General features: G+C 69.9%; 20 protein-coding genes. 14 read left to right on the top strand and 6 right to left on the bottom strand.

Annotated features, from left to right (window positions below; all coding sequences use genetic code 11):
* The first annotated feature begins 378 nt into the window (after window positions 1–378).
* The 12 genes from ABZY20_RS34565 to ABZY20_RS34510 all read left to right on the top strand — a co-directional run bounded on the left by ABZY20_RS34565 (window position 379) and on the right by ABZY20_RS34510 (window position 15,700).
* Entirely contained in the window at window positions 379–1,680 is a 1,302-nt protein-coding gene (locus ABZY20_RS34565; protein WP_356447059.1) for a polysaccharide pyruvyl transferase family protein, read from the top strand.
* Window positions 1,681–1,926: 246 nt separating this feature from the next.
* Window positions 1,927–2,631: an RraA family protein gene (locus ABZY20_RS34560; protein ID WP_356447057.1), complete on the top strand. Its 705-nt coding sequence runs from the start codon at window positions 1,927–1,929 to the stop codon at window positions 2,629–2,631.
* On the top strand, window positions 2,618–3,772 hold the full coding sequence (locus tag ABZY20_RS34555; protein WP_356447055.1) for a glycoside hydrolase family 88 protein: 1,155 nt from the start codon (window positions 2,618–2,620) through the stop codon (window positions 3,770–3,772). Before ABZY20_RS34560 ends, ABZY20_RS34555 begins: the two co-directional genes overlap by 14 nt.
* Window positions 3,765–4,853, top strand: a complete 1,089-nt coding sequence (locus ABZY20_RS34550) for an ABC transporter permease subunit (RefSeq protein ID WP_356447053.1) — start codon at window positions 3,765–3,767, stop codon at window positions 4,851–4,853. Before ABZY20_RS34555 ends, ABZY20_RS34550 begins: the two co-directional genes overlap by 8 nt.
* Window positions 4,850–5,737 (top strand): carbohydrate ABC transporter permease, encoded by an 888-nt coding sequence (locus ABZY20_RS34545; RefSeq protein WP_356447051.1) that lies wholly within the window; start codon window positions 4,850–4,852, stop codon window positions 5,735–5,737. Before ABZY20_RS34550 ends, ABZY20_RS34545 begins: the two co-directional genes overlap by 4 nt.
* 163 nt (window positions 5,738–5,900) lie before the next feature.
* On the top strand, window positions 5,901–7,550 hold the full coding sequence (locus ABZY20_RS34540; protein ID WP_356447049.1) for an extracellular solute-binding protein: 1,650 nt from the start codon (window positions 5,901–5,903) through the stop codon (window positions 7,548–7,550).
* Window positions 7,551–7,699: 149 nt separating this feature from the next.
* Window positions 7,700–9,907, top strand: a complete 2,208-nt coding sequence (locus tag ABZY20_RS34535; RefSeq protein ID WP_356447047.1) for an alpha-galactosidase — start codon at window positions 7,700–7,702, stop codon at window positions 9,905–9,907.
* A 12-nt stretch (window positions 9,908–9,919) separates the two neighbouring features.
* A complete protein-coding gene (locus tag ABZY20_RS34530; protein ID WP_356447045.1) occupies window positions 9,920–10,942 on the top strand; it encodes a hydroxyacid dehydrogenase in 1,023 nt (340 codons plus the stop codon).
* Complete coding sequence (locus ABZY20_RS34525; protein ID WP_356447043.1) at window positions 10,939–12,903, top strand: DUF2264 domain-containing protein; 1,965 nt, start codon at window positions 10,939–10,941, stop codon at window positions 12,901–12,903. Before ABZY20_RS34530 ends, ABZY20_RS34525 begins: the two co-directional genes overlap by 4 nt.
* A gap of 82 nt (window positions 12,904–12,985) precedes the next feature.
* On the top strand, window positions 12,986–13,168 hold the full coding sequence (locus ABZY20_RS34520; RefSeq protein ID WP_356447041.1) for a hypothetical protein: 183 nt from the start codon (window positions 12,986–12,988) through the stop codon (window positions 13,166–13,168).
* A gap of 52 nt (window positions 13,169–13,220) precedes the next feature.
* The gene (locus ABZY20_RS34515; RefSeq protein ID WP_356447039.1) at window positions 13,221–14,696 is read left to right on the top strand and encodes a GH1 family beta-glucosidase; all 1,476 of its coding nucleotides are present in this window, start codon (window positions 13,221–13,223) and stop codon (window positions 14,694–14,696) included.
* A 182-nt stretch (window positions 14,697–14,878) separates the two neighbouring features.
* Window positions 14,879–15,700, top strand: a complete 822-nt coding sequence (locus ABZY20_RS34510; protein WP_356447037.1) for an AraC family transcriptional regulator — start codon at window positions 14,879–14,881, stop codon at window positions 15,698–15,700.
* Between the two features lie 25 nt (window positions 15,701–15,725).
* On the opposite strand, the gene ABZY20_RS34505 is transcribed toward ABZY20_RS34510, so the two are convergent.
* From ABZY20_RS34505 to ABZY20_RS34495, 3 genes are all read right to left on the bottom strand, one after another.
* Window positions 15,726–16,487, bottom strand: coding sequence for an SDR family oxidoreductase (locus ABZY20_RS34505; RefSeq protein ID WP_356447036.1), 762 nt, complete (start codon window positions 16,485–16,487; stop codon window positions 15,726–15,728).
* Entirely contained in the window at window positions 16,484–17,524 is a 1,041-nt protein-coding gene (locus ABZY20_RS34500; protein WP_356447034.1) for an alcohol dehydrogenase catalytic domain-containing protein, read from the bottom strand. The genes ABZY20_RS34505 and ABZY20_RS34500 overlap by 4 nt, the downstream gene beginning before the upstream one ends.
* 156 nt (window positions 17,525–17,680) lie before the next feature.
* Entirely contained in the window at window positions 17,681–18,499 is an 819-nt protein-coding gene (locus ABZY20_RS34495; protein ID WP_356447032.1) for an SDR family oxidoreductase, read from the bottom strand.
* Between the two features lie 268 nt (window positions 18,500–18,767).
* Here ABZY20_RS34495 and ABZY20_RS34490 point away from each other — a divergent pair, with 268 nt between their 5' ends.
* The gene (locus tag ABZY20_RS34490) at window positions 18,768–20,729 is read left to right on the top strand and encodes a heparinase II/III family protein (protein WP_356447030.1); all 1,962 of its coding nucleotides are present in this window, start codon (window positions 18,768–18,770) and stop codon (window positions 20,727–20,729) included.
* A 587-nt stretch (window positions 20,730–21,316) separates the two neighbouring features.
* On the opposite strand, the gene ABZY20_RS34485 is transcribed toward ABZY20_RS34490, so the two are convergent.
* Window positions 21,317–21,796, bottom strand: a complete 480-nt coding sequence (locus tag ABZY20_RS34485; protein WP_356447028.1) for a CGNR zinc finger domain-containing protein — start codon at window positions 21,794–21,796, stop codon at window positions 21,317–21,319.
* 106 nt (window positions 21,797–21,902) lie between these two features.
* Here ABZY20_RS34485 and ABZY20_RS34480 point away from each other — a divergent pair, with 106 nt between their 5' ends.
* Window positions 21,903–22,769, top strand: a complete 867-nt coding sequence (locus ABZY20_RS34480; RefSeq protein WP_356447026.1) for an alpha/beta hydrolase — start codon at window positions 21,903–21,905, stop codon at window positions 22,767–22,769.
* 375 nt (window positions 22,770–23,144) lie between these two features.
* Here ABZY20_RS34480 and ABZY20_RS34475 read toward each other — a convergent pair whose 3' ends face one another.
* Window positions 23,145–24,440 carry a hypothetical protein gene (locus ABZY20_RS34475; RefSeq protein ID WP_356447024.1) on the bottom strand — a complete coding sequence of 432 codons (1,296 nt, stop codon included), beginning with the start codon at window positions 24,438–24,440 and terminating at the stop codon, window positions 23,145–23,147.
* An 860-nt stretch (window positions 24,441–25,300) separates the two neighbouring features.
* Window positions 25,301–25,654 carry a hypothetical protein gene (locus ABZY20_RS34470; protein ID WP_356447022.1) on the bottom strand — a complete coding sequence of 118 codons (354 nt, stop codon included), beginning with the start codon at window positions 25,652–25,654 and terminating at the stop codon, window positions 25,301–25,303.
* Between the last annotated feature and the right edge of the window lie 109 nt (window positions 25,655–25,763).

Genomic DNA, 25,763 nt, shown 5'->3' with positions numbered 1-25,763 from the left:
CGGTCGAGGGCGAGGCGCCTCCGGTACCCGGCCGCAGCTCAGGTGTGTCCGAGGAGGGCGGCGGGCTGCCCTGCCGCCGGCATCGTGGGAGTCGACGCGCGGGGGGCCCTGTCAGGGATGCCGTCGCCTGTATGGGACCAACACAGTTGTGGTCCGGGCGAGTTGGCGCGACGACCGTAACAGATGGCGAAGCCCCGGCTCCACGCCGCGCGCGGCGGCCCAGGGTGCCCGGAGGCTTCACGGGCGCGGCTCCTCCGGTGCTTCCGCACTCGCCCTCGAACTCACGCTGAACGAAGCGTTGATTTTTCGATTAATCACTGCCAGCCTTGGGGCGCGGCCGGTTCGAAGCCGAGCCCTGTACCTCGATGATGGAGTGGCATGATGCGCCCTGTTGACGGCGTCCGAGATCGTCCCCCGCGAATCCTGCTGGTCTCGTCCTGGCAGACGATCAACATCGGGGACGTCGCTCACAGCCCCGGCGCCCTGAGAGCTTTCCAGCGCTTCTGCGAGGGTGCGCAGGTGACCCTGTGGGCGTGGTCCTCCGGCGAGCGCGAACGGAAGATGTTCGCCGAGCACTTTCCCCAGGTCACCGTCGTGGAGGAGCGGCTGGTCGAAGGGGAATCACCCAGCGGGAGGATCCTGCGGCTCTTCGAGGAGTGCGACGTCCTCGTGCACGGTTCCGGCCCGTCCATCCTCGCCCGCGCGGAGCTGGAGGCCTGGCGGGCTCACACCGACAAGCCCTACGGGTTCTTCGGTGTGACCTTCGATCCGCTGGCGCAGGTGGCCGGGCCGGGATTCTTCGGCACCCTCGACGAGGTGACGGCGATGGTCGAGGCCATCTCACAGCCCATCCTCAGTGAGGGCGACCGGGACCTGCTGGCGGGAGCGGCCTTCCTCTACTGCCGGGACTCGCTGTCGGTGAAGTACCTCTGGAGCCAGGGCCTGGTGTCCGCCTCGTTCATGCCCGACGCCGCGGTCTGCTTCGACCTGCAGGACGCGGAGGAGGGCAGTGCGCTGCTCACCCGGCTCGGCTGCGGCGAGGACTTCGTCTGTGTCATCCCCCGGCTCCGGTTCACCCCGTATCACCAGATCTTCGACCTGGAACCCGAGCGCCGGCACGTGCTGCAGGACGCGGTGAACGCCACCTTCGAGCAATCCGACATGGACGCCCTCCGGGAGATCGTGGAGCATCACGTCCGCCGGACCGGACAGCACGTCCTGGTCGGGCCGGAGATGGAGTACGAGGTGCCGCTGGCACGGGCGCACTTCGGCCCGGGTGATCTCCCCTCCGACGTCGCACCGCGTGTCCACGTCGTTCCGCACTTCTGGTCCCTGACGGAGGCCGCCGCGGTCTACCGCCGAGCATCCGCGGTGATCAGCATGGAGTGTCACAGCCCGCTGATCGCACTGGCGGCCGGTGTGCCCGCGATCTACCTTCGCCAGCCCACCGACACCATCAAGGGCCACATGTACCGGGACCTCGGTATCGGCGGGCGGCTCGTCGAGGCGGGGCCGACAGCGGGCCGCGACGCCGACCAGGTGCTGCGCGAGATCATCTCCGACCGGGAGGAAGCCGGCCGAACGACGCTGGACGCGCGTGCCGCCGCGGAATCCCTGATCAGCGACGCCGTCGAGACGATCCGGATGACGGTCAGGAGGGCCGTCGCGACGAGCCGGTGACGGCTCTCCCGTACGGCCTCCCGGCCGCACCCCGTGCTCGCACACCCCGGCGCGACCGCGGTGGCCGCTCGATCCGAGCCGCCGCTGACCACCGTCACCTCGTGTAGAGGTTCGCCGGGCGGCGTCGTTGCACCCGCCGTACGCCCCCACACCTTCGTGGGAGCACATCGCACAGATCAGCAGGTCGCCCCCACGAGCGGAACTCGGGCCGACCGCTTGCCCAGGTGAAGAAAGTAGGATCCGGCGTTGTCGAATGATGTCTCGAACCCCGCCACCGGCGAAGGCGGCCGTACCCCGCAGATCGGCGACCGCGAGCTGTGCGACCGCTACGGCGACGTACCCACGGCAGCCATCAACGACGTACTCCGGGCGCACGGCCTGCTGCATCAGGTACTCCCGCCGGCTGTCACACCCCTGAATCCGACGTCACGCACCGCCGGCATCGCCTTCACGATCAAGGGCTCGAAGAACCTGGTTCTCGACGACGAGATGGAAGAACGCGCCGCGATGCTCGAAGCGATCACGAGCAACTCGGTGTGCGTCTGGGACACGTCGGCGGATGACGAGTCCGCTCAGTGGGGCGAGGTGATGACCCTGGCGGCGATGCGCCAAGGCGCCCGTGGAGCGGTCGTCGACGGGGGAGTGCGGGACACCGAGAAACTGCTCGAACTGGGCTTTCCCGTCTTCTGCCGGTACCGCACGTCCAACGGCATGCTCGGCAGGTTCCGGATGTCCGCCTGGCAGACGCCGGTCCGCATCGGCTCGGTGACCATCGAGCCGGGTGACGTGATCGTCGGCGACCTGGACGGCGTCATCGTGGTGCCCAGGGACCGCGCGGCCGAGGTCCTGCTGGCCGCCGAGGCCGTCAAGGAGCAGGAGAACGACATCAAGTCGCTGATCCACGACGGGCTGACCCCCAGAGAGGTGGTGGAGCGCGGTGGGTACTTCTGAACGGACCCCGCAGGGGCTCAGGTCGCCTGCCGCCGCCCGGCCGGCCTCACTCGCCGTGGACCTGTACGACCACTACGAGCGGACCGGCGAGGTGAAGGCCTACTACGGACTCCTGGCCCTCTACGCGCTGGCGCGCGTGGGTCGGGACACCGAGAACCCCGCGGTGCTGGACCACGTCGAGCGCGTGCTGCGCCGGTTCCCCGACGAGATCGCGCATCCCCCGTACAACTTCCCGAGCTATCGGATCGGCGGGATGGCCCAGAGCTTTCTCCTTGCCCAGGGCCGCATGCCGGAGCGTCGGGAGTGGGTGCGTGAGTACGCCGAGGAGATGAAGACGGCGCCCCGTGACGACAAGGGCATCCTCAAGCTCCCGCACACCTCCGGCGATCTCATCTGGATCGACGCGGCGATGGCGGCGACGCCCTTCCTCCTCTACGCAGGCCAGGCACTTCGGGAGCGCCGGTACCTCGACGAGGCCGTCGACCAGGCCGTGCTCCTGTACGACGCGCTGCTGGATCCCGCGAACGGTCTGCTGCACCAGTGCCGCGGATTCATCGCCCCGGGAGTCCTCTCCCAGGACCACTGGGGGCGCGGGAACGGCTGGGGGTACTTCGCCCTGGCCGAGCTGGTGCGCGGCCTGGCCCACGACGACCCCCGCAGGGGCGAGGTGGTCAGCCGGTTCCGGGCCCTGTCCCAGGCGCTGCTGCCGCATCAGAGCCCCCGGGGCCTGTGGCGGCAGGAGATACCGCTGCCCACGGCCTGGGAAGAGTCCTCCGGCACCGGCCTGATCCTCTACGGCATCGGGACCGGGATCGAGTGCGGCGTCCTCGAAGGGCCCGTGTGGCGCGACGCGCTGCGCCGGGGCCTGACCGGTCTCACCGCCACCTGCGTCAACCAGGACTTCTCGATCGAGAACAGCTGTCCGGGCACGCTGTGCCCGGGCACCGGCGCGGCCAAGGGCACCGTCGAGGCGTATCTGACCGCCCAGGCCCCGTACCGCGACGAGCCGCACGGCTGCGGGCCGCTGATCCTGGCGTTGAGCGTCGCGCCCGCTGCGGGCGTGGACTGCGTGGTCCTGCGCGCCGAACCGCAGCAGACCACGTTCCTGGAACCATGGAAGGGGCGCCACGCTCATGGCTGATCACATAGGAGCCGGCCGCACCGCGTCGGACGAGGGCAGGGCCGTCACAGCGACGCAGGCCCGTCCGCCCCAGGTCCCGGGCGCCGCGCACGGCACCGGACAGGGCGGACCGAACGACAGCAGGCGCAAAGGGGCCATGACCGGGCGTCACGACCGGCGCAAGCGGGCCGGGACATCGCGACGCAAGCGACTCGTCCGCGACCGGGCGCTGCTCCTGATGGTCCTGCCGGGCCTGCTGCTGTTCCTCGTCTTCCACTATCTGCCGTTGCTGGGCCATGTCATCGCGTTCCAGGACTACGTTCCGTTCATCGGCATCCCGGACTCCCCGTTCGTGGGCCTGCAGAACTTCGAGACACTGTTCGCGGACCCGGCGTTCTGGAACGCCGTCCGCAACACCCTGGTCATCACGCTCCTCAACCTGGTCCTGTTCTTCCCCGTCCCGATCGCGATCGCCCTGCTGCTCGACAGTCTGTTCCACGAGCGGATCAAGGGCCTCATCCGCAGCGCGATGTTCCTGCCCCACTTCATCTCCTGGGTCGTCATCGTCGCGCTCTTCCAGCAGATCCTCGGCGATGCCGGCGTCATCAACCAGTTCATGCTGGACCGGGGCTGGGACACCATCGACATCATCGGCGACGAGTCGCTGTTCAAGCTGCTCCTCGTCGCCGAGGTGACGTGGAAGGACGCGGGATGGGCGTCCATCATCCTGACCGCGGCGCTCGCCTCGATCGACTCCAGCCAGTACGAGTCGGCCGCCGTGGACGGGGCCGGCTACTGGCGGCGGCTGTGGCACGTCTCCCTGCCGGGCCTGCGGCCGGTGATCATCCTGCTGCTGATCCTCCGCCTCGGGGACGCCCTGACGGTGGGCTTCGAACAGGTCCTCCTGCAACGTTCGAGCGTGGGCCCCGAGGCCGCCGAAGTACTCGACACCTACATCTACTTCTTCGGTGTGGAGAACGGAAACTGGTCGGTCGCCGCAGCGGCCGGTCTGTTCAAGGGAATCGTGGCGCTGTTCCTGGTGCTCGGCGCGAACAAGCTTGCCCACAAGTTCGGCCAGGACGGGGTGTACACGAAGAAATGAGCCGATACTCAGCCAACCGCCCGGCGTGGATGGAGAAGCCCTCCCTGCTCGCCCGCACCGTCAAGTTCACCGTGCTGGCCGCTCTTCTGGTCGCGGTCGTCTTCCCCTTCCTGGTCGTCGTCTCGACCAGTGTGTCGAGTCAGGAGGCGATCTCCCGCGCGGGCGGCATGGTCGTCCTCCCGACGGACCTCTCGTTCGCCGCGTACACCGAGATCCTCGGCGGTGGCGTGGTCAGCCGGGCCGTCGTCATCAGCATCGTGATCACCGCCGTCGGCACCCTTCTGAGCGTGTCGTGCACGGTGCTGGCGGCCTACGGGCTGAGCCGGCGCGACTCGTTCGGCCACGGCCCCCTGCTGACCATCGTCCTGCTGACCCTCCTCTTCACCCCGGGCATCATCCCGAGCTACCTGGTGGTGAAGGAACTGGGGATGCTGGACAGCTACTGGGCGCTGATCCTGCCGACCGCGATCAACGCCTTCAACCTCGTGATCCTCAGGAACTTCTTCCTCGAGATCCCCGCGGAACTGCGGGAAGCCGCGCGCATCGACGGAGCGGGAGAGTTCATGATCCTGCGACGCGTCGTCCTCCCACTGTCCAAGGCGATCGTCGCGGTCATCGCGATGTTCTACGGAGTCGCGTACTGGAACTCGTTCTTCAGCGCGATGCTCTACATGACCACGGAGTCGAAGTGGCCGCTCCAGCTGGTCCTGCGGGTCTTCGTGCTCGAAGGCCAGGACATGGCCGTCTCCGGCGAAGCGCCCCCTCCCCAGCAGGCCCTGCAGATGGCGATCGTGGTCGTCGCCATCGTCCCGGTCCTGATCGCCTTCCCGTTCGTGCAGCGGCACTTCACGAAGGGAGTCATCACCGGCGCCATCAAGGGCTGACCGGTGAGGACCTCGCGATCCACCTGGTCGCACCCCCGACCGTCCCCTGGTCACCCCCGGGCCATTCCTGGGTCCGCAGGCCGTTCCGGCGCTCCCTCGCAGCGCCCCGGCTGCACAGCCGACGACATCCATGTCCGTCCTTCTCCGAAGGGTCAGTGAAGCAATGAGCCGCACCAGCAACATCCCGAACCCGTCGCTCGACAGACGACGGTTCCTGTCCCTGGCCGCGCTGGCCGGCGCCTCCGTGGGCACCGGGCTGCTCACCGGCTGCAGCTCCGGCGGCTCCGGGGGCAGCGGCGGCGGCGCCGCAGTCGACCTGCCGACGTACGTCGCGCCGAAGGGGCTGAAGCCCGACCTCCCCGGCACCTCGGCCGGTGTCGCACCCGGCTACTTCAACTACCCGGACCAGCTGATCCGGACGGTCGACAAGGCACCCGGCAGCGGGACCGGGCTCAAGTCGATGGTCATGACCTTCTCGCCGGCTCCTGCCCGCTCGAAGTACTTCGAGGCCGTCAACAAGGCCCTGAACGCCCCCGTCGACCTGGTCATGGTGCCCGCGGCCGACTACGCGCAGCGCTTCAGCACCGTCGTCGCCGGCGGCGACCTGCCCCACACGATGGAGATCGTGTGGTACCTCGGGCTCCCGCGGCTGACCGAGTTCCTGCGGGCCAAGTGCGTCGACCTGTCGGACCACCTGTCCGGCGACGCCGTGAAGAAGTACCCGAACCTCGCGGCGATCCCCACGCCGAGCTGGAGCGGTGTGAGGCTCAACGGCCGCATCTGGGGTATCCCCATCCCGCGCAACCCGTTCCAGCCCGCGCCGTTCTACCGCAAGGACATCGTCGAGGCACGGGGCGTCGCCCTTCCCACGAACGCCGACGAGTTCGTCGCGTTCTGCAAGGAGTTCACGAACCGCAGGCGCGGCGAGTACGCCATAGCCGGCACGAACCCGGCCAACCCCTTCGGCATCGACTACTACCGGGGCATGTTCGGCGTGCCCAACGGCTGGGCCGAGGACGGCGGGAAGCTGACCCACTTCATCGAGACCGACGCGTTCCGGGAGTCGGTCGCGTTCAGCAAGAAGCTGTGGGACGCGGGCGTCTACCACCCGGACAGCCCCTCGATGGACCAGAACAAGGGCGCGAACCTGTTCACCACGCGCAAGGCGCTGATCACCTTCCGCGGGAACCAGGGATGGGGAACGATCCAGCGGGACGGGCAGAGCGTCGACCCCGACCTGCTGGTGGGCGCGCTCCCGCAGATCGGTGCCGACGGCGGCCCCGGGCAGAACAACCTCGGTGCGGGCTCGTTCGGCATGACGGTGATCACGAAGGCGGCGGAGGACCGGGTCGAGGAGATCCTCGCGATCGCCGACTACCTCGCCGCTCCCTTCGGCAGCCAGGAGTACGACCTCGTCAACTTCGGGCAGCGGAAGGTGCACAGCACCGACTCCGAGACGGGTCCCGCCCTCACGAAGCTGGGGCAGAAGGAGATCATCCTCTCGTACCAGTACGTGGGCGCCGCCGAGCAAGTGCTGTTCGACGCGAAGTACGTCGACGAGTACGTCAAGCCGGCCCACGCATGGCAGAGCGACCTGTCGAAGAACGGCGTGAGAAGCGCGGTACACGGCCTGACGTCCGCGACGGAGTCGAGGGTCGCCTCGTCGCTGCAGACTCTGATCGACGACACCGTCACCTCGGTCACGGTCGGACGCAAACCGATGTCCGCACTCGACGACCTGGTGAAGCAGTGGAAGGCGCAGGGCGGCAAGCAGATCAGGACCGAGTACGAGAAGGCGCTCGCCAAGCAGTGAGGCGCCGTGGACCCGACGCCGCCGTCCGCACGGGGTGCGTCGCACGCGTTCGCGCGCGTACACCCGATCCCCGGAGGGGCGCCGCTCACTCCTGACGCCCCGCGCGGCGTCCCTCCGGCCCTTGCACACCAAGGAAGGAACACCATCCGATGCCCCTCCATGTCGCGGACGACCGCAGGGCATGGTTCCTGTGCACACCCCGCACGCTGTACGCCGTCGCCCTGTCCGAGTCCGGACTGCCCGTGCAACGCCACTGGGGAGCCGCCCTGCCGCGAGGCGACTGGGAGACGGTACGCCGTGGTGAGCAGCCACGGTGGCGGTCGGACAGCGCTCGCCCCGCCCAGCTCGAGCAGGAGATCGTCCCGGACGGCGGTCTCGGCTGGGGGCTGCCGGGGCTGCAGGTCGAGTTCCCCGGGAACGTCCGGGCTCCGGAGCTCGAGTACGACGGGTACGAGATCACCGAGGGCCCGCACCAGCAGGATGTGCACCTGCGGCTGCGGGACCGGTTGTTCCCCCTGACCGTGACGCTGCACTACGCGGTGCGGGACGACACCGACGTCATCCGCCGGTGGCTGACGCTCGACTGGGCCGAGAGCGCCACCGGAGACCTGACCGTGCTGCGAGCGGACTCCGCCTCCTGGCGCGTCGAGGAGGAGGGCGACCCGTGGTTCAGCACCGTGCACGGCCACTGGGGGGCGGAGAACCGGCTACGCCGGTCCCCGGTCCCCGACGGTGAACTCACCCTGACGGCCCGCACGGGAACGACGAGCCACCACAACAACCCCTGGGTCATGCTGCATGCCCCCGGAGTGTCGGAGGACCAGGGCGAGGTGCGCACCGTGGCCCTCGCCTGGAGCGGGAGCTGGCACCTCACCGTGCAGCGGCGGGCCGAGGGAGATGTCGCCGTCGGCGCGGGATTCGGGCACGAGGGAGTACACCTCCGGCTCGCCCCCGGTGACTCCTACGAAGGTCCCGCCTCGCTCGGCAGCTACACGGTCGGCGGGTTCGGCGCGGCGTCCCGCGCGTGGCACGACTACCTGAACGCCCACGTGAAGCCCTCGCCCGACGAGGTGCGACCGGTGCTGTACAACGCGTGGGAGGCGACCGGGTTCGATGTCCGCGAGGCGGACCAGATGGCTCTCGCCGAGCGTGCGGCTCGGCTGGGAGCGGAGCTGTTCGTGCTGGACGACGGCTGGTTCGGCAGTCGCGTCGACGACACCCGCGGTTTGGGTGACTGGCACCCCAACCCCGAGCGCTTCCCGAAGGGCCTGCACCCGCTCGCCGCTCACGTGCGGAGCCTCGGCATGGGCTTCGGGCTCTGGGTGGAGCCCGAGATGGTCAACCCGAACAGCGACCTCTACCGTGATCACCCCGACTGGGTGCTGCACTTCCCCGACCGGGTCCGGCACGAGGCGCGCAACCAGCTCGTCCTCAACTTCGCCCGGCCCGACGTCCAGGAGTGGGCACTTCGCTGGCTGGACGACCTCGTGGGGGAGTACCGGCTGGACTTCCTGAAGTGGGACATGAACCGCCCGTTCTCCCAGGTGGGCTGGCCGGACCGCCCTGCCGATCAGGGGTGGATCTGGTACCGCCACTGCGAGGCCGTCTACCGTGTCATGGACGTGCTGCGGTCGCGTCATCCGTACCTGCGCATCGAGTCCTGCTCGGGTGGCGGCGGCCGGGTCGACGCCGGCGTCCTGCAGCGGGTCGACCAGTTCTGGACCTCCGACAACACCGACGCGCTGGACCGGCAGACCATCCAGCACGGCTTCTCGCAGCTGTACCCCGCCTCGGTCATGTGCAACTGGGTGACCGACTCGCCGAACCCCATGTCGGGACGTGCCGTGCCGCTCGGGTATCGCTTCCACGTCGCGATGGCCGGGGTGCTCGGGGTGGGGGGAGACCTCAACCGGTGGAGCGACGCCGAGCTGGCCGAGGCGGCCGACCTCGTCGCGCAGTACAAGCAGATCCGCGCGACCGTCCAGTACGGACGCCATTACCGGGTGGGCGGACGACCGGGGCACGAGCCGAGCGGCGTCCTCCACGTCGGAGACGAGGAAGCCGTGCTGTTCGCCTACGATCCTCGCCGCTCGCTGTACGCCGGACCCCGCCGGCTCCGGCTGACCGGCCTGGACCCGGACACCCGCTACCGGGTCGAGGACATGAGCGGCAGGGGTGACGCGACCGAGGTCAGCGGCGCGTTCCTCATGGAGCGCGGCCTGGCCGTGCACCCCGATCGTCTGACGCACCCGACCAACGGCACCCAGCGGTTCTCCGCCGAGGACTTCGTGAGTTCCTGCACTCGCCTCATCGCACGTCCCCGGCGTCGTGATGCCGGTGACCCGGCCGGAAAGTGAACGACCGAGATCATGCCTGACTCCCTTCGCACCCTGATCGCAGCGAGCCGATCAGCGTACGAGCAGCAGTTCGACGACGCGCACCTGGCGAGGCTGCGGCAGGTCGGCGAGCTGTGCGATCCCCCGTTCGTCGCCGACCTGCACCACCCGCGCCACGACCGGCTCCTGCGCGAGGTCCAGGTCCTCCTCACCTCCTGGGGGACCCCGGCCCTCGACCGGGAGACCCTGGACCGGATGCCCCTGCTGCGGGCGGTGTTCCACTGCGCCGGGACGGTCAAGCAGCTGGTCGGGGAGACGTTCTGGGAGCGGGGGATCCTGCTCACCAACACGTCCGACGTCAACGCCGTACCGGTCGCCGAGTTCACCTTCGCGTCGATCCTGCTCGCCGGGAAGAAGGCACAGTTCCTCGCCCGCGCCCACACCGCGCGGCGCGTGGTGTGGAAGGACGCACCGCACGGACCCTTCGGCCCGCTGACCAACTACCGCCCCGAGATCGGGATCGTCGGCTTCTCCCGCATCGGGCGCCTCGTCGTCGAGCGGATCAGCCGCGGCATGGACGGGGCGACCTGCTGGGTCGTGGACCCCTACGCCGACGCCTCGGCCATCGCCGCTGCCGGCGGGCGGCTCACCACGCTGGAACACATGCTCCCCAGGGTGTCGATCCTGTCGCTGCACGCCCCGGAGCTGCCGGAGACCCGGCACCTGATCGGCGCTGAGCGGCTGGCCCTCCTCCCGGACCACGCGACCGTGATCAACACCGCCCGGGGAAGCCTCATCGACACCGCCGCGCTCGAGGCCGAGTGCTCCTCCGGCCGGCTGAACGCGGTCCTCGACGTCACCGACCCCGAGCCGCTGCCGGCGACGAGTGTCCTGCACACGCTGCAGAACGTGTCCCTCACGCCTCACATCGCCGGGTCGCTGCACACCGAGACACACCGCCTCACGGACCGCGCGATCGACGAACTCGAACGACTCGCCTGCGGGCGGCCTCCCCTCAGCCCTGTCCGGCGAACAGACCTGGAGAGATCGGCTTGAGCACCATCCGAACGACCACCGTCCGGCAAAGACTGCGCGAGGTCCCCGAGGACCGGCACCTCGCGCCCCACACCGGATGGACGCGGCAGCACCTCGCCGTCCTCGCTGACGAACTGCTGCTGGCCGTGCGTCCGTACGCCACTGCGGACCGTTCCCACATCCTGATCCCGGCAGGCGACGACCGCGACGTGCGACCGATCGACGGCCTCGAGGGGTTCGCGAGAACCTTCATGCTCGCGGCGTTCCGCCTGGCCGGAGAACAGGGTGAGGACCCGCTCGGCCTCGCCCAGTGGTACGCGTCGGGCCTGGCCGCCGGCGTCGACCCCGCGCACCCCGGCCGCTGGCCGCGCCCCGACGAGCATGCCCAGGCGAAGGTCGAGGCCGCGGCCCTGGCCATCGGCCTCCACTTCAGCCGGAAGTGGGTGTGGGACCGCCTCACCGAAGAACAACAGGGCGACGTGGTCGCGTACCTGGCCACTGTGATCGGTACCGAGGGACCGCACACCAACTGGGTCTGGTTCCGCCTGGTCGTCGAGCAGTTCCTCGACACGGTCGGAGGGGCCGGTGCCCCGGACGACGTGCGCGCCGACCTCCGAGCACACGAGTCCTTCGCCCGTGAAGGAGGCTGGTACTCGGACGGCGTCACGCGGGCCTTCGACCACTACAACGGCTGGGCTCTGCAGCTGTACCCCTTCCTGTGGCGGGCCATGGGAGGAGGCACGCAGGCCGCGGAGGCGGCCTGCCGGGCGCGGTTCGACCGGTTCCTCGCCGACGCGGCACGGCTCGTCGGAGCCGACGGCGCCCCGCTGATACAGGGCCGGAGCCTGATCTACCGCTTCGCCGCCGCCGCACCTTTCTGGACGGCGGCGTTCATCGGCAGCGACGTGCTCCCGCTCGGACAGCTCCGGCGCGCGGCCATGGGCGTCGTCAGGCACTTCGTCGACCACGCAGTGCCCGACGAGCGTGGCCTCCTGTCGCTGGGATGGTTTCGCGAATGGCCGGACCTCGCCCAGGCGTACTCGGGCACCGGCTCTCCGTACTGGGCGGCGAAGGGCCTGATGGGGCTGGCGCTGCTGGCCGACCATCCCCTGTGGAACGCCGTCGAGGAGCCGCTGCCGAGCGAGCGGTCGTCCATGGTGTCCGTGATCGAGGCTCCCGGGTGGCTGGTCAGCTCGACGGCCGCTGACGGACTCGTCCGCGTCTACAACCACGGCACCGACCACGCCCTGCCCGGCGACGAGGTGAGCGAGGAGCCGGTCTACGCGCGCCTGGCGTATTCGACGGCGACGTTCCCGCTGTTGCGAGCGGAGGCGGGCCACCTTCCCGATTCTGCGGTCGTGGTCCGGGATGTCCGCGGCCGTGCCAGCCATCGTGCGGGGTTCGAACGGCTTGCCACCGGACGCGACGCCGACGGGACGGCGTTCGGGTTCTCCCGCTGGACGAGCCGCTGGATGGATCTTCACGAGGGCCAGCCGGACATCGCCCACGGCCGGTATGGGTCGAACCGGTACGGGCCCGTCCTCACGGTCGGGTCCGTCGTGCGTGACGAATGGGAAGTGCGCCTGATCAGGCTCGACTCCCACCCCGGGGAGACCGGCCGTGCCACGTCCCTCGCCGTCACCGGATGGCCGGTCACCGGTGGCCGCTTGCTGGCCCTCGGTGGCGCCGCCGTCATCACCGACGGACTGCGCTCCAGCGTCCGACCGGTCAGCGGCGATCCCCGCAGCGGCGTCCAGACCGACTCCGACGCCACGCCGCTGCCCGGTGGGACCGCCACACCTTGGCTCGTCTTCGGCGAACCCCGGCGCGGGGCTTGGCAGGCGGTGATCGTCGAACTGAGCGGCGCGGACCCGACGCCGCCGCCGCGCGTCGCACTCGAAACCGACCTGTGCACCGTCACCTGGGGCGACGGCTCCACCCACCGCGTACGCCTTCCCGAGGCCAGCGCAGTCACCACGTGACGACCCAGCCGAACAGCCGTGCAGGCGGATCCACTGCCTATGGCCGCTGTTCCAGCCCAGCCCTCGTCTCGTCAGCCCGAAAATGCTGGACCACCTGAGGAGCCTTCTCGACCGTGCCGGCGACGCCGGACTGGACGTCGTCGCCGTGTTCGACGGCTGGCTCAGCGGCTTCGACGGACGCCGGCCCGCGATCGTCCTGAGGTCGCAGACCACCGCCGGTGCTCTCGCGCGGCGCGGCATCACAGCCCATCACAACCCCTCCTGAACCCGTCCCGCCGTGGAGCTGACGCGGCGGGACCCGATCCGAAGGCTGCATCATGAGTGAACCGACCGAGACGCAGGTGGCGTTGAGCGCACCGCGTTCCTTCCCGACCGATTTCGTGTGGGGCACCGCGACCGCGGCCTATCAGATCGAGGGCGCCGCCCGCGAGGGAGGCCGGGGCCCGTCGATCTGGGACACGTTCTCGCACACCCCCGGCCGCACACAGAACGGCGACACAGGTGATGTCGCCTGCGACCACTACCACCGCTGGGCCGAGGACGTCGAGCATCTCGTACGTCTCGGTGTCGGCGCCTACCGGCTGTCGATCTCCTGGCCGCGGGTCCAGCCCGGCGGCCGCGGACCGCTCAACACCGAGGGCGTCGACTTCTACCGGCGGCTGCTCGACTCCCTGCGGGAACGCGGTATCCGTCCCTGGGTGACGCTGTACCACTGGGACCTGCCCCAGGAACTGGAGGACGCCGGCGGCTGGGCCAACCGTGACACCGCGCTGGCGTTCGCGGACTACGCCCGGCACATGGCCCGGGAGCTGGGCGACCGTGTCGAGGTGTGGACCACGCTGAACGAGCCGTTCTGCAGCTCCTACCTCGGCTACGCCTCCATGATCCACGCCCCCGGCCGCACCGAACCGGAAGCGGCGCTCGCAGCCGTGCACCATCTCAACCTGGCGCACGGCCTCGCCGTCCGGGCGATCCGCGAGGAGATTCCCGGCGCACAGACATCGGTCACCCTCAACCTGCACCTCATCCGTGCCGCGGATCCGTCCTCACCTGCCGACGCGGACGCCGTCCGGCAGATCGATGCGCTGGCCAACCGGGCGTTCACCGGGCCCATGCTCGACGGCGCCTATCCGGAAGACCTCCTCGCCGACACCGCCCACGTGAGCGATTGGTCCTTCGTGCACGAGGGCGACCTGGAGGTCATCCGCCAGCCGCTGAGCGTGCTGGGTGTCAACTACTACTTCACGACACTCGTGCGCAAGCTCGTCGACGGGGGCACTCCCGAGCGGGCCGACGGGCACAGGAGCGGGGACGTGTCCCCCTGGGTCGGGGCGGACGACGTCGAGTTCCCGGCCCGCTCCGGCCCGCTGACCGAGATGGGCTGGAACATCGAGCCTTCGGGCATGACCGAGTTGCTGGTCGACCTGCATCGCCGCTACCCCGACCTGCCGCTCGCCGTGACTGAGAACGGAGCCGCGTTCGCGGACGAGGTCACCGTCGACCCCGCCGGCCGGCGCCGCGTACACGACGACCGGCGCGTGCGCTACCTGCGGGATCACATAGACGCTGCCGGGGCGGCCATCGACGCCGGGGCGGACGTGCGCGCGTACTTCGCGTGGTCCCTCATGGACAACTTCGAGTGGTCGTACGGCTACACCAAGCGCTTCGGCATCATCCGCGTCGACTACGCGACGGGGCAACGCACCTGGAAGGACTCCGCGCACTGGTACGCCCGGCTCGCGTCGACGGGCCTGCTGCCCGACGCCACCGATGTGGAGCCGCTCGGCGTCTGACCGGTCGTCTTGTGGCCCGGCGCCCCGCATGCCGGGCGTCGGGCCCGCCTCAGGGCCGGAACCTCCGAAGCGGGCGCCGTGCCCCAGGATGCTCCCCGGACCGGTGGCCGGCGCGAACGTTGCTGTCGGGCGACCGGCCGGTTGCCCAGCCTCTCGACCTCTCTCGACGCGGTAAGGATCCGATGTCAGCTCATCCCCCGGAGCCGCTCGGCGCGCGCACCTCGTACGACGTGCTCGTCACAAGGATCGAGTACGTGATCGAGCGGAAGCCCAACCCGAACTGGCGCATCCGCGACTTCGCCAACCACACTTCCACGATCCTCGCCTACTGCGTCTCGGGCCGCGCCCACTACCTCATGGACGGCACGGCCTACGAGATCACGGCCGGCGACGTGCTGTTCATGCCCACAGCCGCCTCGCACACCGCGTCGAGCGACCCCGATGATCCGTGGCGCTTCGTGTCCACCGCGTTCACTCTCACCGACCCGGCACTCAAGCCGCTGCCGGAGCCGGACGCGATCCCTGTCCTGACGAAGGGGATGCAGGCGGACGTGGCGCCCTACTTCCAGGAGATGTACACGGCCTGGGCGGGTAAGGACGCGGGCCACCTGCTCCGCATCCGTGGCGCGATCGCGCTCACGCTCAACAAGATCATCTCTGCGGGTGACGCGCCGGAGCGCATACCGCCCTACCGGAGAAGGATCGGCAAGGTGACACAGCTGCTCGCCGACAACTACGACCGGAGCTACTCCGTCGAGGAACTCGCCGGGCTGTGCAACCTCAGCCCGTCACACTTCCGGACGCTGTTCAAGCGCGCCACCGGGATGACCGCGACCCAGTACCAGCAGCACCTCAAGATCACCAAGGCGACGGAGTTCCTCGCCAGCGGTGAGTACAACGTCACCGAGGCGGCCCGTGCGAGCGGATTCCGTGACGTGTACTACTTCAGCTACCTGTACAAGAAGCTCACCGGGGTCAACCCGTCGGCGGTCGTGCGCTCCTGAGGCCTGATCAGCGCCCGTGCCCCGCTCAGCGGGCCAGCCACCCGCCGTCCACGGGCAGCGTGATGCCGTGGACGTAGGCGGCGGCGTCGGAGGCCAGGAAGACGGTCGCGCCGGCGAGGTCCTCCGCCCGCCCCCAGCGGCCGGCCGGAATGCGGTCCAGGATCTCCTCGCTGCGGGCGGGGTCGCTGCGCAGGGCCTCGGTGTTGTCGGTGGCGATGTAGCCCGGAGCGATGGCGTTGACGTTGACTCCGTGCGGCGCCCACTCGTTGGCCAGGGCCTTGGTCAGACCGGTGATGCCGTGCTTCGCGGCGGCATAGCCGGGAACGGTGACGCCGCCCTGGAAGCCGAGCAGCGACGCGGTGAAGATGATCTTCCCTTGTCCGCGTGCCACCATGGCCGCCCCCACCGCACGGGTGAGCGTGAACTGCGCATGCAGGTCGACCTGGAGCACGTACTCCCAGTCGGCGTCGCTGTGGACGGCAGCCGGGGCGCGCCGGATGGCGCCCGCGTTGTTGACGAGGATGTCGACCGGCCTCGGTTGCCCGGTCAGTCGCGCACCCAACCGCCGTACGGCCGCCGGATCGGAGAAGTCGGCGCGGATCGTCTCGAATGCGCGGCCCGCGCCGGTGACGTCCTTCTCCACGGCGCTGCCCGACGGCTCCAGGTTCGCGCTGACGCCGATGACGTCCGCGCCGGCTTCGGCGAGCGCACGGGCCATCGCCCGCCCGATGCCGCGCCGCGCACCGGTCACCACGGCGAGCTTTCCGTTGAGATCGAAGGCGGTCACAAGGCGGCTCCCTGAACGTCGTCCTCGCAGCGCACGAGGATCTTCATCACGTCGCCGCCGCTCTCCAGCGCCTCGAAGGCCGCGGGCGCCTGGCGCAGCGTCACGACCTGACTGATCAGCCGGTCGGCGGGGACCGTGCCGTCCGCGACGAGCCCGACCGCCCGCTCGAAGTCGGAGCGGTCGTACAACCGGGCGCCCACCAGGGTGAGTTCCCGCCAGAAGAAGCGGTGCAGGTCGATCTCGCGAGGGCGCGGATGGATGGCAACCATGCAGAGCCGGCCGCGCACCCCCAGCACGTCGACCGCCGTGGCCACACCGCCTGCGGCCCCCGACACCTCGAACGCCACGTCCGCGCCCGCGTGCGCGGTCCACCGCCGCACCCGTTCCGGCACGTCGTCAGCGGCGTCCCAGGACGTCAGCCCAAGACCGTCAGCGATACGCCGCCGGTGAGGGCTCACCTCCACGATCCGGACATCGGCGCCCGCGGCCCGGGCCACCAGCGCGATGAGGACGCCGACGGGGCCGCCGCCGACCACGACGACCGTCTCTCCCGCACCCACCGCGGCCCGGCGCACGTCATGCACGGCGACGGCCGTCGGCTCGACCAGTGCGGCCCGGTCCAGGGCGAGCGATGCGGGGAGCCGGACGAGCGTCGAGGCGGGCACGATCCAGCGCTGTTGCATGGCCCCGGGGGAGTCGATGCCGATGAAGTCGAGGCGCCGGCAGATGTGGTGGTGGCCGGCCCGGCACGCGGGGCACCTGCCGTCCCAGCGCAGCGGCATCACGGTCACCGCATCGCCGGGCTTCCAGCCCTCGGCCTCCGGGCCGGTGCGCACGACCCGGCCGGACACCTCGTGCCCGAGGACGGCGGGCCGGTGGACCCGCTGGTCCATGTCACCGTGGTAGATGTGCAGGTCTGTACCGCAGATCCCCACATAGGCCGGGGCCAGTTCCACCTCCCCTGGGCCGGGCGCAACGGTCCCGGTGGGTGCCAAGTCCAGCGTGCGCGGGGCGGTATAGCGGACGGCGAGAGTCATGACGGGGCGGAGATCCCTTCGGTGGGGCACCGATGCTCGGTGGCGGACGAAGACAGGGCGAGAGCGGTCCCGCGCCGGCCGGCCGGGCCGCTGACTGGGTCCGCTCGACTCGTATGTCCCAGCGGAGGGGATGCCTGCGACGGCCCGTTTCAGGCGTCACGCGCGTGCGCGGCCCGTCGACTCGAACTGGAGGTCGTGGACGACGACGTGAGCCGGCCGCGACAGGACGAACATGATGGTGTCGACGACGTCGTCGCTCGACATGAGGGCGGCGCGGTTCACGGCGCGGTCTCCCCAGAACGGAGTGTCGGTGCCGCCCGGGGTGAGGTTGGTGACGCGCAGGCGCCTGTCCTCGACCTGCGTCGCGAACGCGCGGGTGAACATGGCGACGGCGGCCTTGGCCGTGCAGTACAGCGGCGCCGCCGCATTGGGGCGGAGACCGGCGAGCGAGCCGACGTTGACGATCAGACCGTCCTGGTCGCGAAGGTGCGGCAGCGCGTGCTTGCAGGACAGGAACGTGCTGCGCACGTTGACCGCCATCACCCGGTCGAACGTCTCCATGCTCGTCTTTTCGACATCGCCGGGAATGGAGGTCCCGGCGAGGTTGACGACGGCGTCGAGCCGGCCCAGTGAGCCGGTGGCCTCGGCGTAGAAGGCCTCCGCATCGCCCTCGGTGGTGAAGTCCGCGGCGGAGACGAACAGCGCCGGATGCGCGGCACTCAGCTCCTCCAGCCGCTCGCGGGAGGTCCCCGCCGCCGCCACCCGGGCTCCCTGTCCCACCAGACGGTGAACGAGCGCCCTGCCGATTCCGCCGGTGGCACCCACGACGGCGATACGCCGCCCGGCCACCACCGCGTCGCCATGCCGGGGAACGTCAGGGATGCGGGAAGCCGGCCCCTGCGCGCAGCCGGCGTCAAATGGGTCATTCGCATGTGCCATGGTGCCAGCATGGTGATGCCCGGCAGTGCGGACCATCGGTGAGATGCCGGAGGTTTGCTCGATCCGACCACCCCGGGCCGGGCCCGTGGCCCGGGGGAACTCGTGCGCCCCGCGGCGACCGTCGGTTCGTGTAAAGACACCCCCGTGGCACCAGGGTGTTCGCGGACCGTGCCCCGGGATCATGGGGGCATCTCGAAGCCGCGAGCACCAGGAGAGTTGCGTGTACGAGCTGTCGGCAGACCGAAGAGTGAGTGCGCGGTTGGACGTGGCCGCCGTCCGGCGACGCATGGCGCAGGACCCGCGTGTGGCCGACCTCGTACGCGTGATCGCCGAGCGGGCGGCGCGATGGGTGCGCAACCCGACGCTGACCGTTCCCGGTGAGCTGCCCGAGTGGTGGCACGTCGCCTGGGAGCGTCTCGGGGACGTGGCGTTCGCCCACGCGTTGCAGCCGAGTCCGGCGGCGGCAGGCTGGCTTCGCGCGGAGACGCTGCGCCTGTGCGCCCTCCCGGTCGATGCGTGGGTGGGACCGTCCTTCCGGCCCAGGCTGGATCCGCCGATCGGCATGCTCGAGACCGCCCACGTCGGACTGGGCGTGGCCGAGGTGCTCGAACTCGCGCCGGAAATCTTCACACCCGACGAGCGGAGCGTCGTGACGGACGCGCTCGTCGACCACTGCCTGCTCCCGTGCGAGCGCGCCCTGCTGGGTATGGAGCGGGGAGCCGATCAGTACGCGGTGAGCGGCGGCGAGGAAGGCACACCGCTCAACAACTGGTACATGGTGCTCCTCGACGCCTTCGGCGCCGTGTCCTTGCTGATCGGCGACACGGATCGGACCGCCACTCTCACCGAGCGCTGTGCGCGGGCGACCGCCCTGTACAACAGCGACAGCTACGGGGAGAGCCTCCAGTACTTCGGCTACGCCTCCTTGCACCACAGCAACCTGCGCGAACTGCTTCTGGCCTACGGACAGACACCGCTGCCGGACCTCGCGGTCCCCTACGCGGCGATGATGCCGTGGCTCGCCCACTCGACGATGTTCCAGGGCCCGAACGCCGAACTCGGGCCCGGCACTTACACCACGATGGTCAACTTCGGCGACTCCGCCCTGACGGCACGCCCTCCGGCCGACCTTCTGACCGGCATCGCCCGGCGTGACGGCGGTGCCCAGCCCGCGGACGCGGCACTCGCCCGGTGGCTGTTCGACCACACCTACAGCGACCTCCAGCTGGAGCCGTCGGGCCTGTCGACCTTCGGATTCTTCTCCCAGATCGGCTGGCGATCGGTCGTCAACCTGTCCGACCCGGTGGCGCCGCGTGCTCCGCACGAGCTCTCGCTCCCCGTGGCGCAGTCCTTCGAGACCGGGACGGTCGCCGTCCGCGACCGGTGGGAGGACACCAGGACGGTCCTCGCCGCGCAGGCCGGTAACACGGCACTGAACGTGGACGGTCATCGCCACGACGACCACGGCAGCTTCGTACTCAGCCACGGCGACGAGCTCTTCTTCACCGATCCCGGCCACTGCTCCTACCGGCTGCGCGCCCAGCAGGAGGCTAAGCAGGCCGCGCAGCACAGCACATGGGTGATCACGGATCCGGTCACCGGCGCGACGATCGAGCGAAGCCACGTCCACGGCGCTCCCGTGGGCGACCGGAGCGGCCCCGAACACCGGGCGGGCTGCACGGTGTTCGGCGTGGACCTCGCGGACCGTTATCCGGCCACCGTCATCCGCGCCCGGCGGACCTGGATCGCCCTGCTCCCGCACATCGTGCTCGTCGTCGACGACATCGCCGCCACGGAGCCGGTCACCATCGACACCCGTTTCCTGCTCAACGACCGTGACCGCGCGCTGCGGCTGAACCAGGCCACGGACCAGCGACTCGTGCTGCGACGGGGGGCGGCCGCCGCGAAGTTCTTCCTCCTGCGGGCGGAGGACGACGGCGGGCGGGTGTCGCCGGCGTTCCAGCGGAGCTGGACCGCCGTGCACGACATCTACCAGCCTCAGCCCAACGCCCCCACACAGGGCCGTGAGGGCAGCGGCGTCGTGTACAGCCTGGTCACCCCGCAACCCACGACGCGTCACCGGGCGGTGTACTCGATCGTGCTGGACGCCGACCGTGAAATCCGCGGCTGGCACGTCTCCATCACCGAGTCCGGCATCGTCGACATCGAGCGTCCAGACGGAACGCGCACACAGATCGACACGCGCCCCGTCGCCGCTCGCGGCCGTGCCGGGAACCGGGGCCCGCTCTCGAGGAGCACGGGCTGATGGCTGCACGCGTCCCACTCGGATGAGGCGGCTGGCCGGTCGCTCCCGGCCAGATCGAGTGAATTCGGCTTGCGAACCGTCCGCCATGACACGGTCTTTCGCTCGCTGATGCGGGCCCTGCCGTCTGGTAAGTGGCAGGGTCAGGAGCAGAGCTGGGGCTTGCTGGGCCGGCTGGGGGGTGGCGCCTTTCCGGCGAGACGGCGGGTCGTGAGGCGATGGCGGCCCAGGTGATCAGGGCCTTGGAGTGCTGAACCACGAGGCGCCAGTCGGCGCCCGCGGCCTGCATCTCGGCGGTGAATGTGTCCCGGCCCACACCGGGCGGTGAATGCGTGCGGCCGGGCTCGACCGCGGCGGGGACGTGGACACGTACGGTCAGCGGCTCCGGGCAGCCGTCCGCGTTTCCGCCGTTCGTGACGCGGGCGGTGCGTCCGGCCCAGCAGAGCCCTGGCTTCCTCTGCCACCGGCCGTCTTCGTGCTGTTCATGTGTCTCCCGCGTCGGAGCACAGGATCAGATGAGGGCTGTGTTCACGTCCCCGGAATCCCCGTACGGGCCGTCGCGATCGTTCGAGGCCAGACCAGGTACAAGCTCAGCGGGTGCGTTCGTAGTGGCGGCGTGCTTTTTCGCGGTTGCCGCAGACGGCCATGGAGCACCAGCGGGCGCGGTTGGCGCGGCTGCGGTCGAGCAGGAACAACCGGCACTCGTCGTTGGCGCAGGGGCGTAGCCGGCCGGGCATCTGCTTCTCGGTGGCGGCCCAGGCGAGAACCGCCTCGACGGCCAGCCGGGCGTGCGGGGGAGTCCTGACCGTCCACTGAAGACCATCCGAGGTGATCTCCGGGATCTGGTGGACCCCTTCGAGCAGCGGGCTCAACGCGGCGGGCGAGCGTTCTCCGCGCACTATGTCCCGCAGGACGTCCCGTGTCTCGCGCAGCAGCGCCAGTTCCGCGAGGCTGCCTTCGCCGCCGTGCTCCCGCGCCCAGCGTCTGCCTCCGTCCGGGTCGCCGAGCGCGTCCTGTTCCTCGCCGTTGACCAGTGGCCTGCTGTTGAGCAGGTCCAGCAGCGTATCCATCGAGCGCCGCTCCCCATCTAACCAGTTCGAGTCCTTTGACAGGTTAGCTCACGCCGTGCTTGTATGACGAGGAACTAACCAGATTAAAGACTTGAAGGGGTTAGACATGAGCTCGGTGCACCACCGGACCGCCACTGTCGACGGTCATGAGATCTTCTACCGCGAAGCCGGCCCCGCCGACGCCCCCGCGATCGTCCTGCTGCACGGCTACCCGACCAGCTCGTTCATGTTCCGCGAACTCATCCCGCTGCTGGCCGACGACTACCACGTCATCGCGCCGGACCACCTGGGCTTCGGCCTCTCCGACGCCCCCCTCGTCGGAGAGTTCACCTACACCTTCGACGCCCTCGCCGAACTCACCTCCGGACTGCTCGACCAACTGGGCCTGGACCGCTACGCCCTCTACGTCCAGGACTACGGCGCCCCCATCGGATGGCGCCTCGCGCTCCAGCACCCCGAACGGATCTCCGCCCTCGTCACCCAGAACGGCAACGGCTACGAGGACGGCTTCGTCGAGTCGTTCTGGACCGACGTCTGGGCCTACGGGGCGAACCCCGGCCCCGACACCGAACCCGCCGTCCGCGCCGCGCTGGGCGTCGACGCGATCCGCTGGCAGTACCTCCACGGTGTGCCGGACCCGAGCCTGGTCAGCCCGGACACCTGGGAACACGACTTCGCCCTCGTCTCTCGCGAGGGCAACGACGAGGTCCAGCTGGCGCTGTTCCGCGACTACCAGAACAACCGCCCGCTCTACCCGCTGCTGCACGAATTCCTGCGCACCAGCGAGGTCCCGGTGCTCGCCGTGTGGGGCCGCAACGACGAGATCTTCGGCCCGGCCGGCGCGCAGGCCTTCGCCCGCGACGCCAAGGACGCGGAGGTGCACCTGGTCAACGGCGGTCACTTCCTGCTGGAGAGCCACTTGGACGTCGTCGCGGGTTACCTGCGCGGCTTCCTCGGGCGGGTGCTGGCTTGAGCGGGTGGCTCCCACGTACCGCCCAACGCCAACGCCTCGGCCCGGCGTAAGCCTCCCCTGAGAGACAGACGTACTACTCAGTGCAGCTGAGCAACAAATGATCAGTCACGATCGTCCAGCGGGTGGGGAGGCGTCGCAAGAGCAGGTCGTGGTCGGCGGGTGCGGGGCGGGGCAGTTGGAGGCGATCGGCCAGGTGGTGGAGCAAAGGGATGCCGAGAGTCGTCGTGTGGTGCGGTGGTTCATGTCGGTGCGCTGGTGAGGCGCCCGACCTCGCCCCGCGGATCGTCGCCCGCGGCCACCCGGCTGGCGTCCGGGGCGGCGGAGGCGCAACGGACCAGCGTTTGGAGGGGACATCGTCCGTAGCCGTACGCCTTGTCAGGTCGCCGAACCCGCAAGCCACTGCGCGAAGGGCGTGCGCACGTCAGGGACGTGCAGTGGCGTGGTGTCCGTGCCTGCGCCGCGTGCTGCCTTCAGAACCGCCGCGAGGTCCCCGGTCGCGAGCGTATCCACGGGGCACACCTGGCATTCCCCTTCCTTTGCGTGTCCCGCCACGGCGTCTGCGAGGGCCCGGAGGTGGGCGAGAACGTCGGGGCCGCGGTCGACGCGCAACGCGTGCCCGGTACCGCGCTGTTCGGCTGCTGGGAGTCCGGCCGCGACGCCCGGATAGACGGGCAGGCCGATGTGGCCGTCATGAACTCGGACGAGGACAGCCTGGTCGAGGTAGTCGCACAGATCGGACTCGGGCTGATGGTGGGCCAGCCAGACGAGGGCTTCCTCACGAGACCCGGGGCCCCACAGGTACTGCGCGGGGAAGGCGGTGGTCGCGCTGCGTGCGTCGAACTCCAGCAGATTGGGGTCGGTGACTCCGCCCGGGCAGAACACGGCGCGCACCAGGATGTAGGTGAACGACTCTTCGTCGCGGGTCTCGGCCAGCTGGTCGGCGTAGCCGGCCGTGGTCTTCTCACCATGGTCGTTCCAGCCGATGGCGACCACGCTTCGACTGAGCGGCGCGGGATACAGCCGGCCTCCTGGTGTCGGTCGTCCCCACAGGTGGTTGATGATCTCCGCGAGGTCGGACAGCGCTCTGGCCGCTTCCACCGGGGTGTCCAGGTGATACGTCCCGTGCGCGACGATGTTCCGCAGCGCTCTGTGGACCGGCTCCGAATTCCGGTTGCGCTGCCCGCGCAGCAGTCCCTCTCGGCGTGCCCAGGTCAGCAGGCCGGTGAGCATGCCGTTGAACGGTTTCCATTCGCGGGCGGAGCCCATGCGGATCTCCGGGCCGCGGATGTTCCTGAGCTCGTCGAAGAAGTCGGTAGGGCTGGTCATGGTGATCCGGTGTTCGTGTCCCCTGCGGTCCCGGACAGCGAGGGCCTGCCCGCGGTGGTGGGCGCAGAACCGGTCACGGAGCGCCTGCTCGAGTGCGAGCTGCGCCGCGTCCGCGACGAGCGTGAACAGTTCGTAGCACAGCACGCCGTGGCTGAAGGCGACACGCAGCTGCTCGAACTTTTGCCGCGTCGTTTCTGCGACGTCGTCGGCCAGTTGCAGCCTGGCGATCACCCGCTGTTGGAAGTCGGCTGCGTCCTCGGGCGTCATCCGGCCGAGCCCGAGGGGGGTGAAGAGCAGGGCGCGCTCGTCGGCGGCCTGTAGCTCCTCAAGTGGCTTGATGTCCATGCGGGTTCGTGCCTGCCTTCCCGGCGCTCATTCTGGCGAACTTGCCAGAATGCGGCCCATACCCCGTGTGGTGCAAGCCGATTGGGCGTATCGACAGGGGGACGCTGCCCATGGCCCGCACGGGCCGTGGGGCGGCCTACGGTGCGCTCGTGCCACGCGCGGGCTGTGTCAGCCCGCCCGGTCAGGTCATGGTGCCTCGGCCATACCAGGGTCTTCTATCCGCTGTTTCCATACGGCCCGCCCCGGTCCAGGTGGCGATGGCTTCGGACATCACCGCGCCGCTGAGTGGCCGGACCGCCGGTGCGGGCCCACGGCGCTGCGCCGCGGGCGCAGGCGGCCCAGGGCGCCCAGCTGGGCGGGGACAACCGCACTCTGCTGCCGGCACCCGCCGGCGCCGGTGCTGCGCTGTGGCTGCTGCGCCAGAACAGGGGATGAGCCGGCTGCGGGGTTGAATGGTTGTGCGGGGGCGGGCAGACAACCTGGGGGTCCCTGTCCGCCCCCGCGGCGAGCACCCGCTCACGGGGGAAAGCGGGCCTCACGGGGGTCGATCTTGCGACCCGCTGCGTACAGCGCATCCTCGCCCCCAGGTGTCACACCCATGCTGTGTGGCTGGGTCCAGCGGGTGCGCCCCCAGCGGGAGCGCCGCCTGGTGCCGGGCGCACTCGGCGGGCCGCTGAGCCTCTGGCCACAACATCTCCCCGCTGGCGCACCAGGTCGTCGTAGACCGGCGGGTGCCCTGCTTCACGCGGACTGCCTGTCACAGAGCCCTCTTGCCGCTGACTCGCGCCGTGCGTGATCATGGCTCGGGTGCCACACAGGACTGCCACCCGCCGCCATGAAAGCGCCACATTTCCCGCACGTCATGCTCGGTTGATTCGTGCGGCAATACCGTGCCCGATCAGCAGATAAACGACCGCCGGAAGTCCGTGGTTGAGGACGACGCGCAACCCCTCTGTGTCCATGGTGAAAATGTCCTGTGCCCAACCAGAGAGCCAGTTTGCCGCACCGTGCACGAATTCCACGAACGCGTTGGCCTGGTTGGCGTCGAGCAGATAGAGCACGATCCACAGGCACAGCAGACCGGCCGCGACGTCGGCGACCGTGCAGACGACGAGGGCCGTACGGCGCGCGGCGGCCTGCCTGTCGGCCGAGTGGCCGCCCGTCGGGGGCTGGTCATAGGGCGGGTATCCGGGCGTCGGATCAATGTTACTCACGTGAAAATCCAAATCTCAGGCCGTCATTACGCCTTCTACAGCGCCCCGTATCCGGCTTGGTGTTACACCCGGCGCCCGCACAACGATGCAAATCGCAGATATTGCGGTA

Origin of the sequence: Streptomyces sp. NPDC006624 (genome assembly GCF_040611555.1) — a bacterium.
In the GTDB taxonomy this organism is placed as follows: domain Bacteria; phylum Actinomycetota; class Actinomycetes; order Streptomycetales; family Streptomycetaceae; genus Streptomyces.
The sequence above is the reverse complement of the archived record's forward strand: the minus strand, read 5'-3'. Positions and strand labels throughout refer to the sequence as shown.

Excerpts from the sequence above, each read along its gene's own strand:
- ABZY20_RS34530 (WP_356447045.1), top strand. The coding sequence starts at position 9,920 with ATGCCTGACTCCCTTCGCACCCTGATCGCAGCGAGCCGATCAGCGTAC.
- ABZY20_RS34535 (WP_356447047.1), top strand. The coding sequence starts at position 7,700 with ATGCCCCTCCATGTCGCGGACGACCGCAGGGCATGGTTCCTGTGCACA.
- ABZY20_RS34495 (WP_356447032.1), bottom strand. The coding sequence starts at position 18,499 with ATGGTCCGCACTGCCGGGCATCACCATGCTGGCACCATGGCACATGCG.
- ABZY20_RS34500 (WP_356447034.1), bottom strand. The coding sequence starts at position 17,524 with ATGACTCTCGCCGTCCGCTATACCGCCCCGCGCACGCTGGACTTGGCA.
- ABZY20_RS34565 (WP_356447059.1), top strand. The coding sequence starts at position 379 with ATGATGCGCCCTGTTGACGGCGTCCGAGATCGTCCCCCGCGAATCCTG.
- ABZY20_RS34545 (WP_356447051.1), top strand. The coding sequence starts at position 4,850 with ATGAGCCGATACTCAGCCAACCGCCCGGCGTGGATGGAGAAGCCCTCC.
- ABZY20_RS34515 (WP_356447039.1), top strand. The coding sequence starts at position 13,221 with ATGAGTGAACCGACCGAGACGCAGGTGGCGTTGAGCGCACCGCGTTCC.
- ABZY20_RS34520 (WP_356447041.1), top strand. The coding sequence starts at position 12,986 with ATGCTGGACCACCTGAGGAGCCTTCTCGACCGTGCCGGCGACGCCGGA.
- ABZY20_RS34550 (WP_356447053.1), top strand. The coding sequence starts at position 3,765 with ATGGCTGATCACATAGGAGCCGGCCGCACCGCGTCGGACGAGGGCAGG.
- ABZY20_RS34540 (WP_356447049.1), top strand. The coding sequence starts at position 5,901 with ATGAGCCGCACCAGCAACATCCCGAACCCGTCGCTCGACAGACGACGG.
- ABZY20_RS34475 (WP_356447024.1), bottom strand. The coding sequence starts at position 24,440 with ATGGACATCAAGCCACTTGAGGAGCTACAGGCCGCCGACGAGCGCGCC.
- ABZY20_RS34510 (WP_356447037.1), top strand. The coding sequence starts at position 14,879 with ATGTCAGCTCATCCCCCGGAGCCGCTCGGCGCGCGCACCTCGTACGAC.
- ABZY20_RS34480 (WP_356447026.1), top strand. The coding sequence starts at position 21,903 with ATGAGCTCGGTGCACCACCGGACCGCCACTGTCGACGGTCATGAGATC.
- ABZY20_RS34485 (WP_356447028.1), bottom strand. The coding sequence starts at position 21,796 with ATGGATACGCTGCTGGACCTGCTCAACAGCAGGCCACTGGTCAACGGC.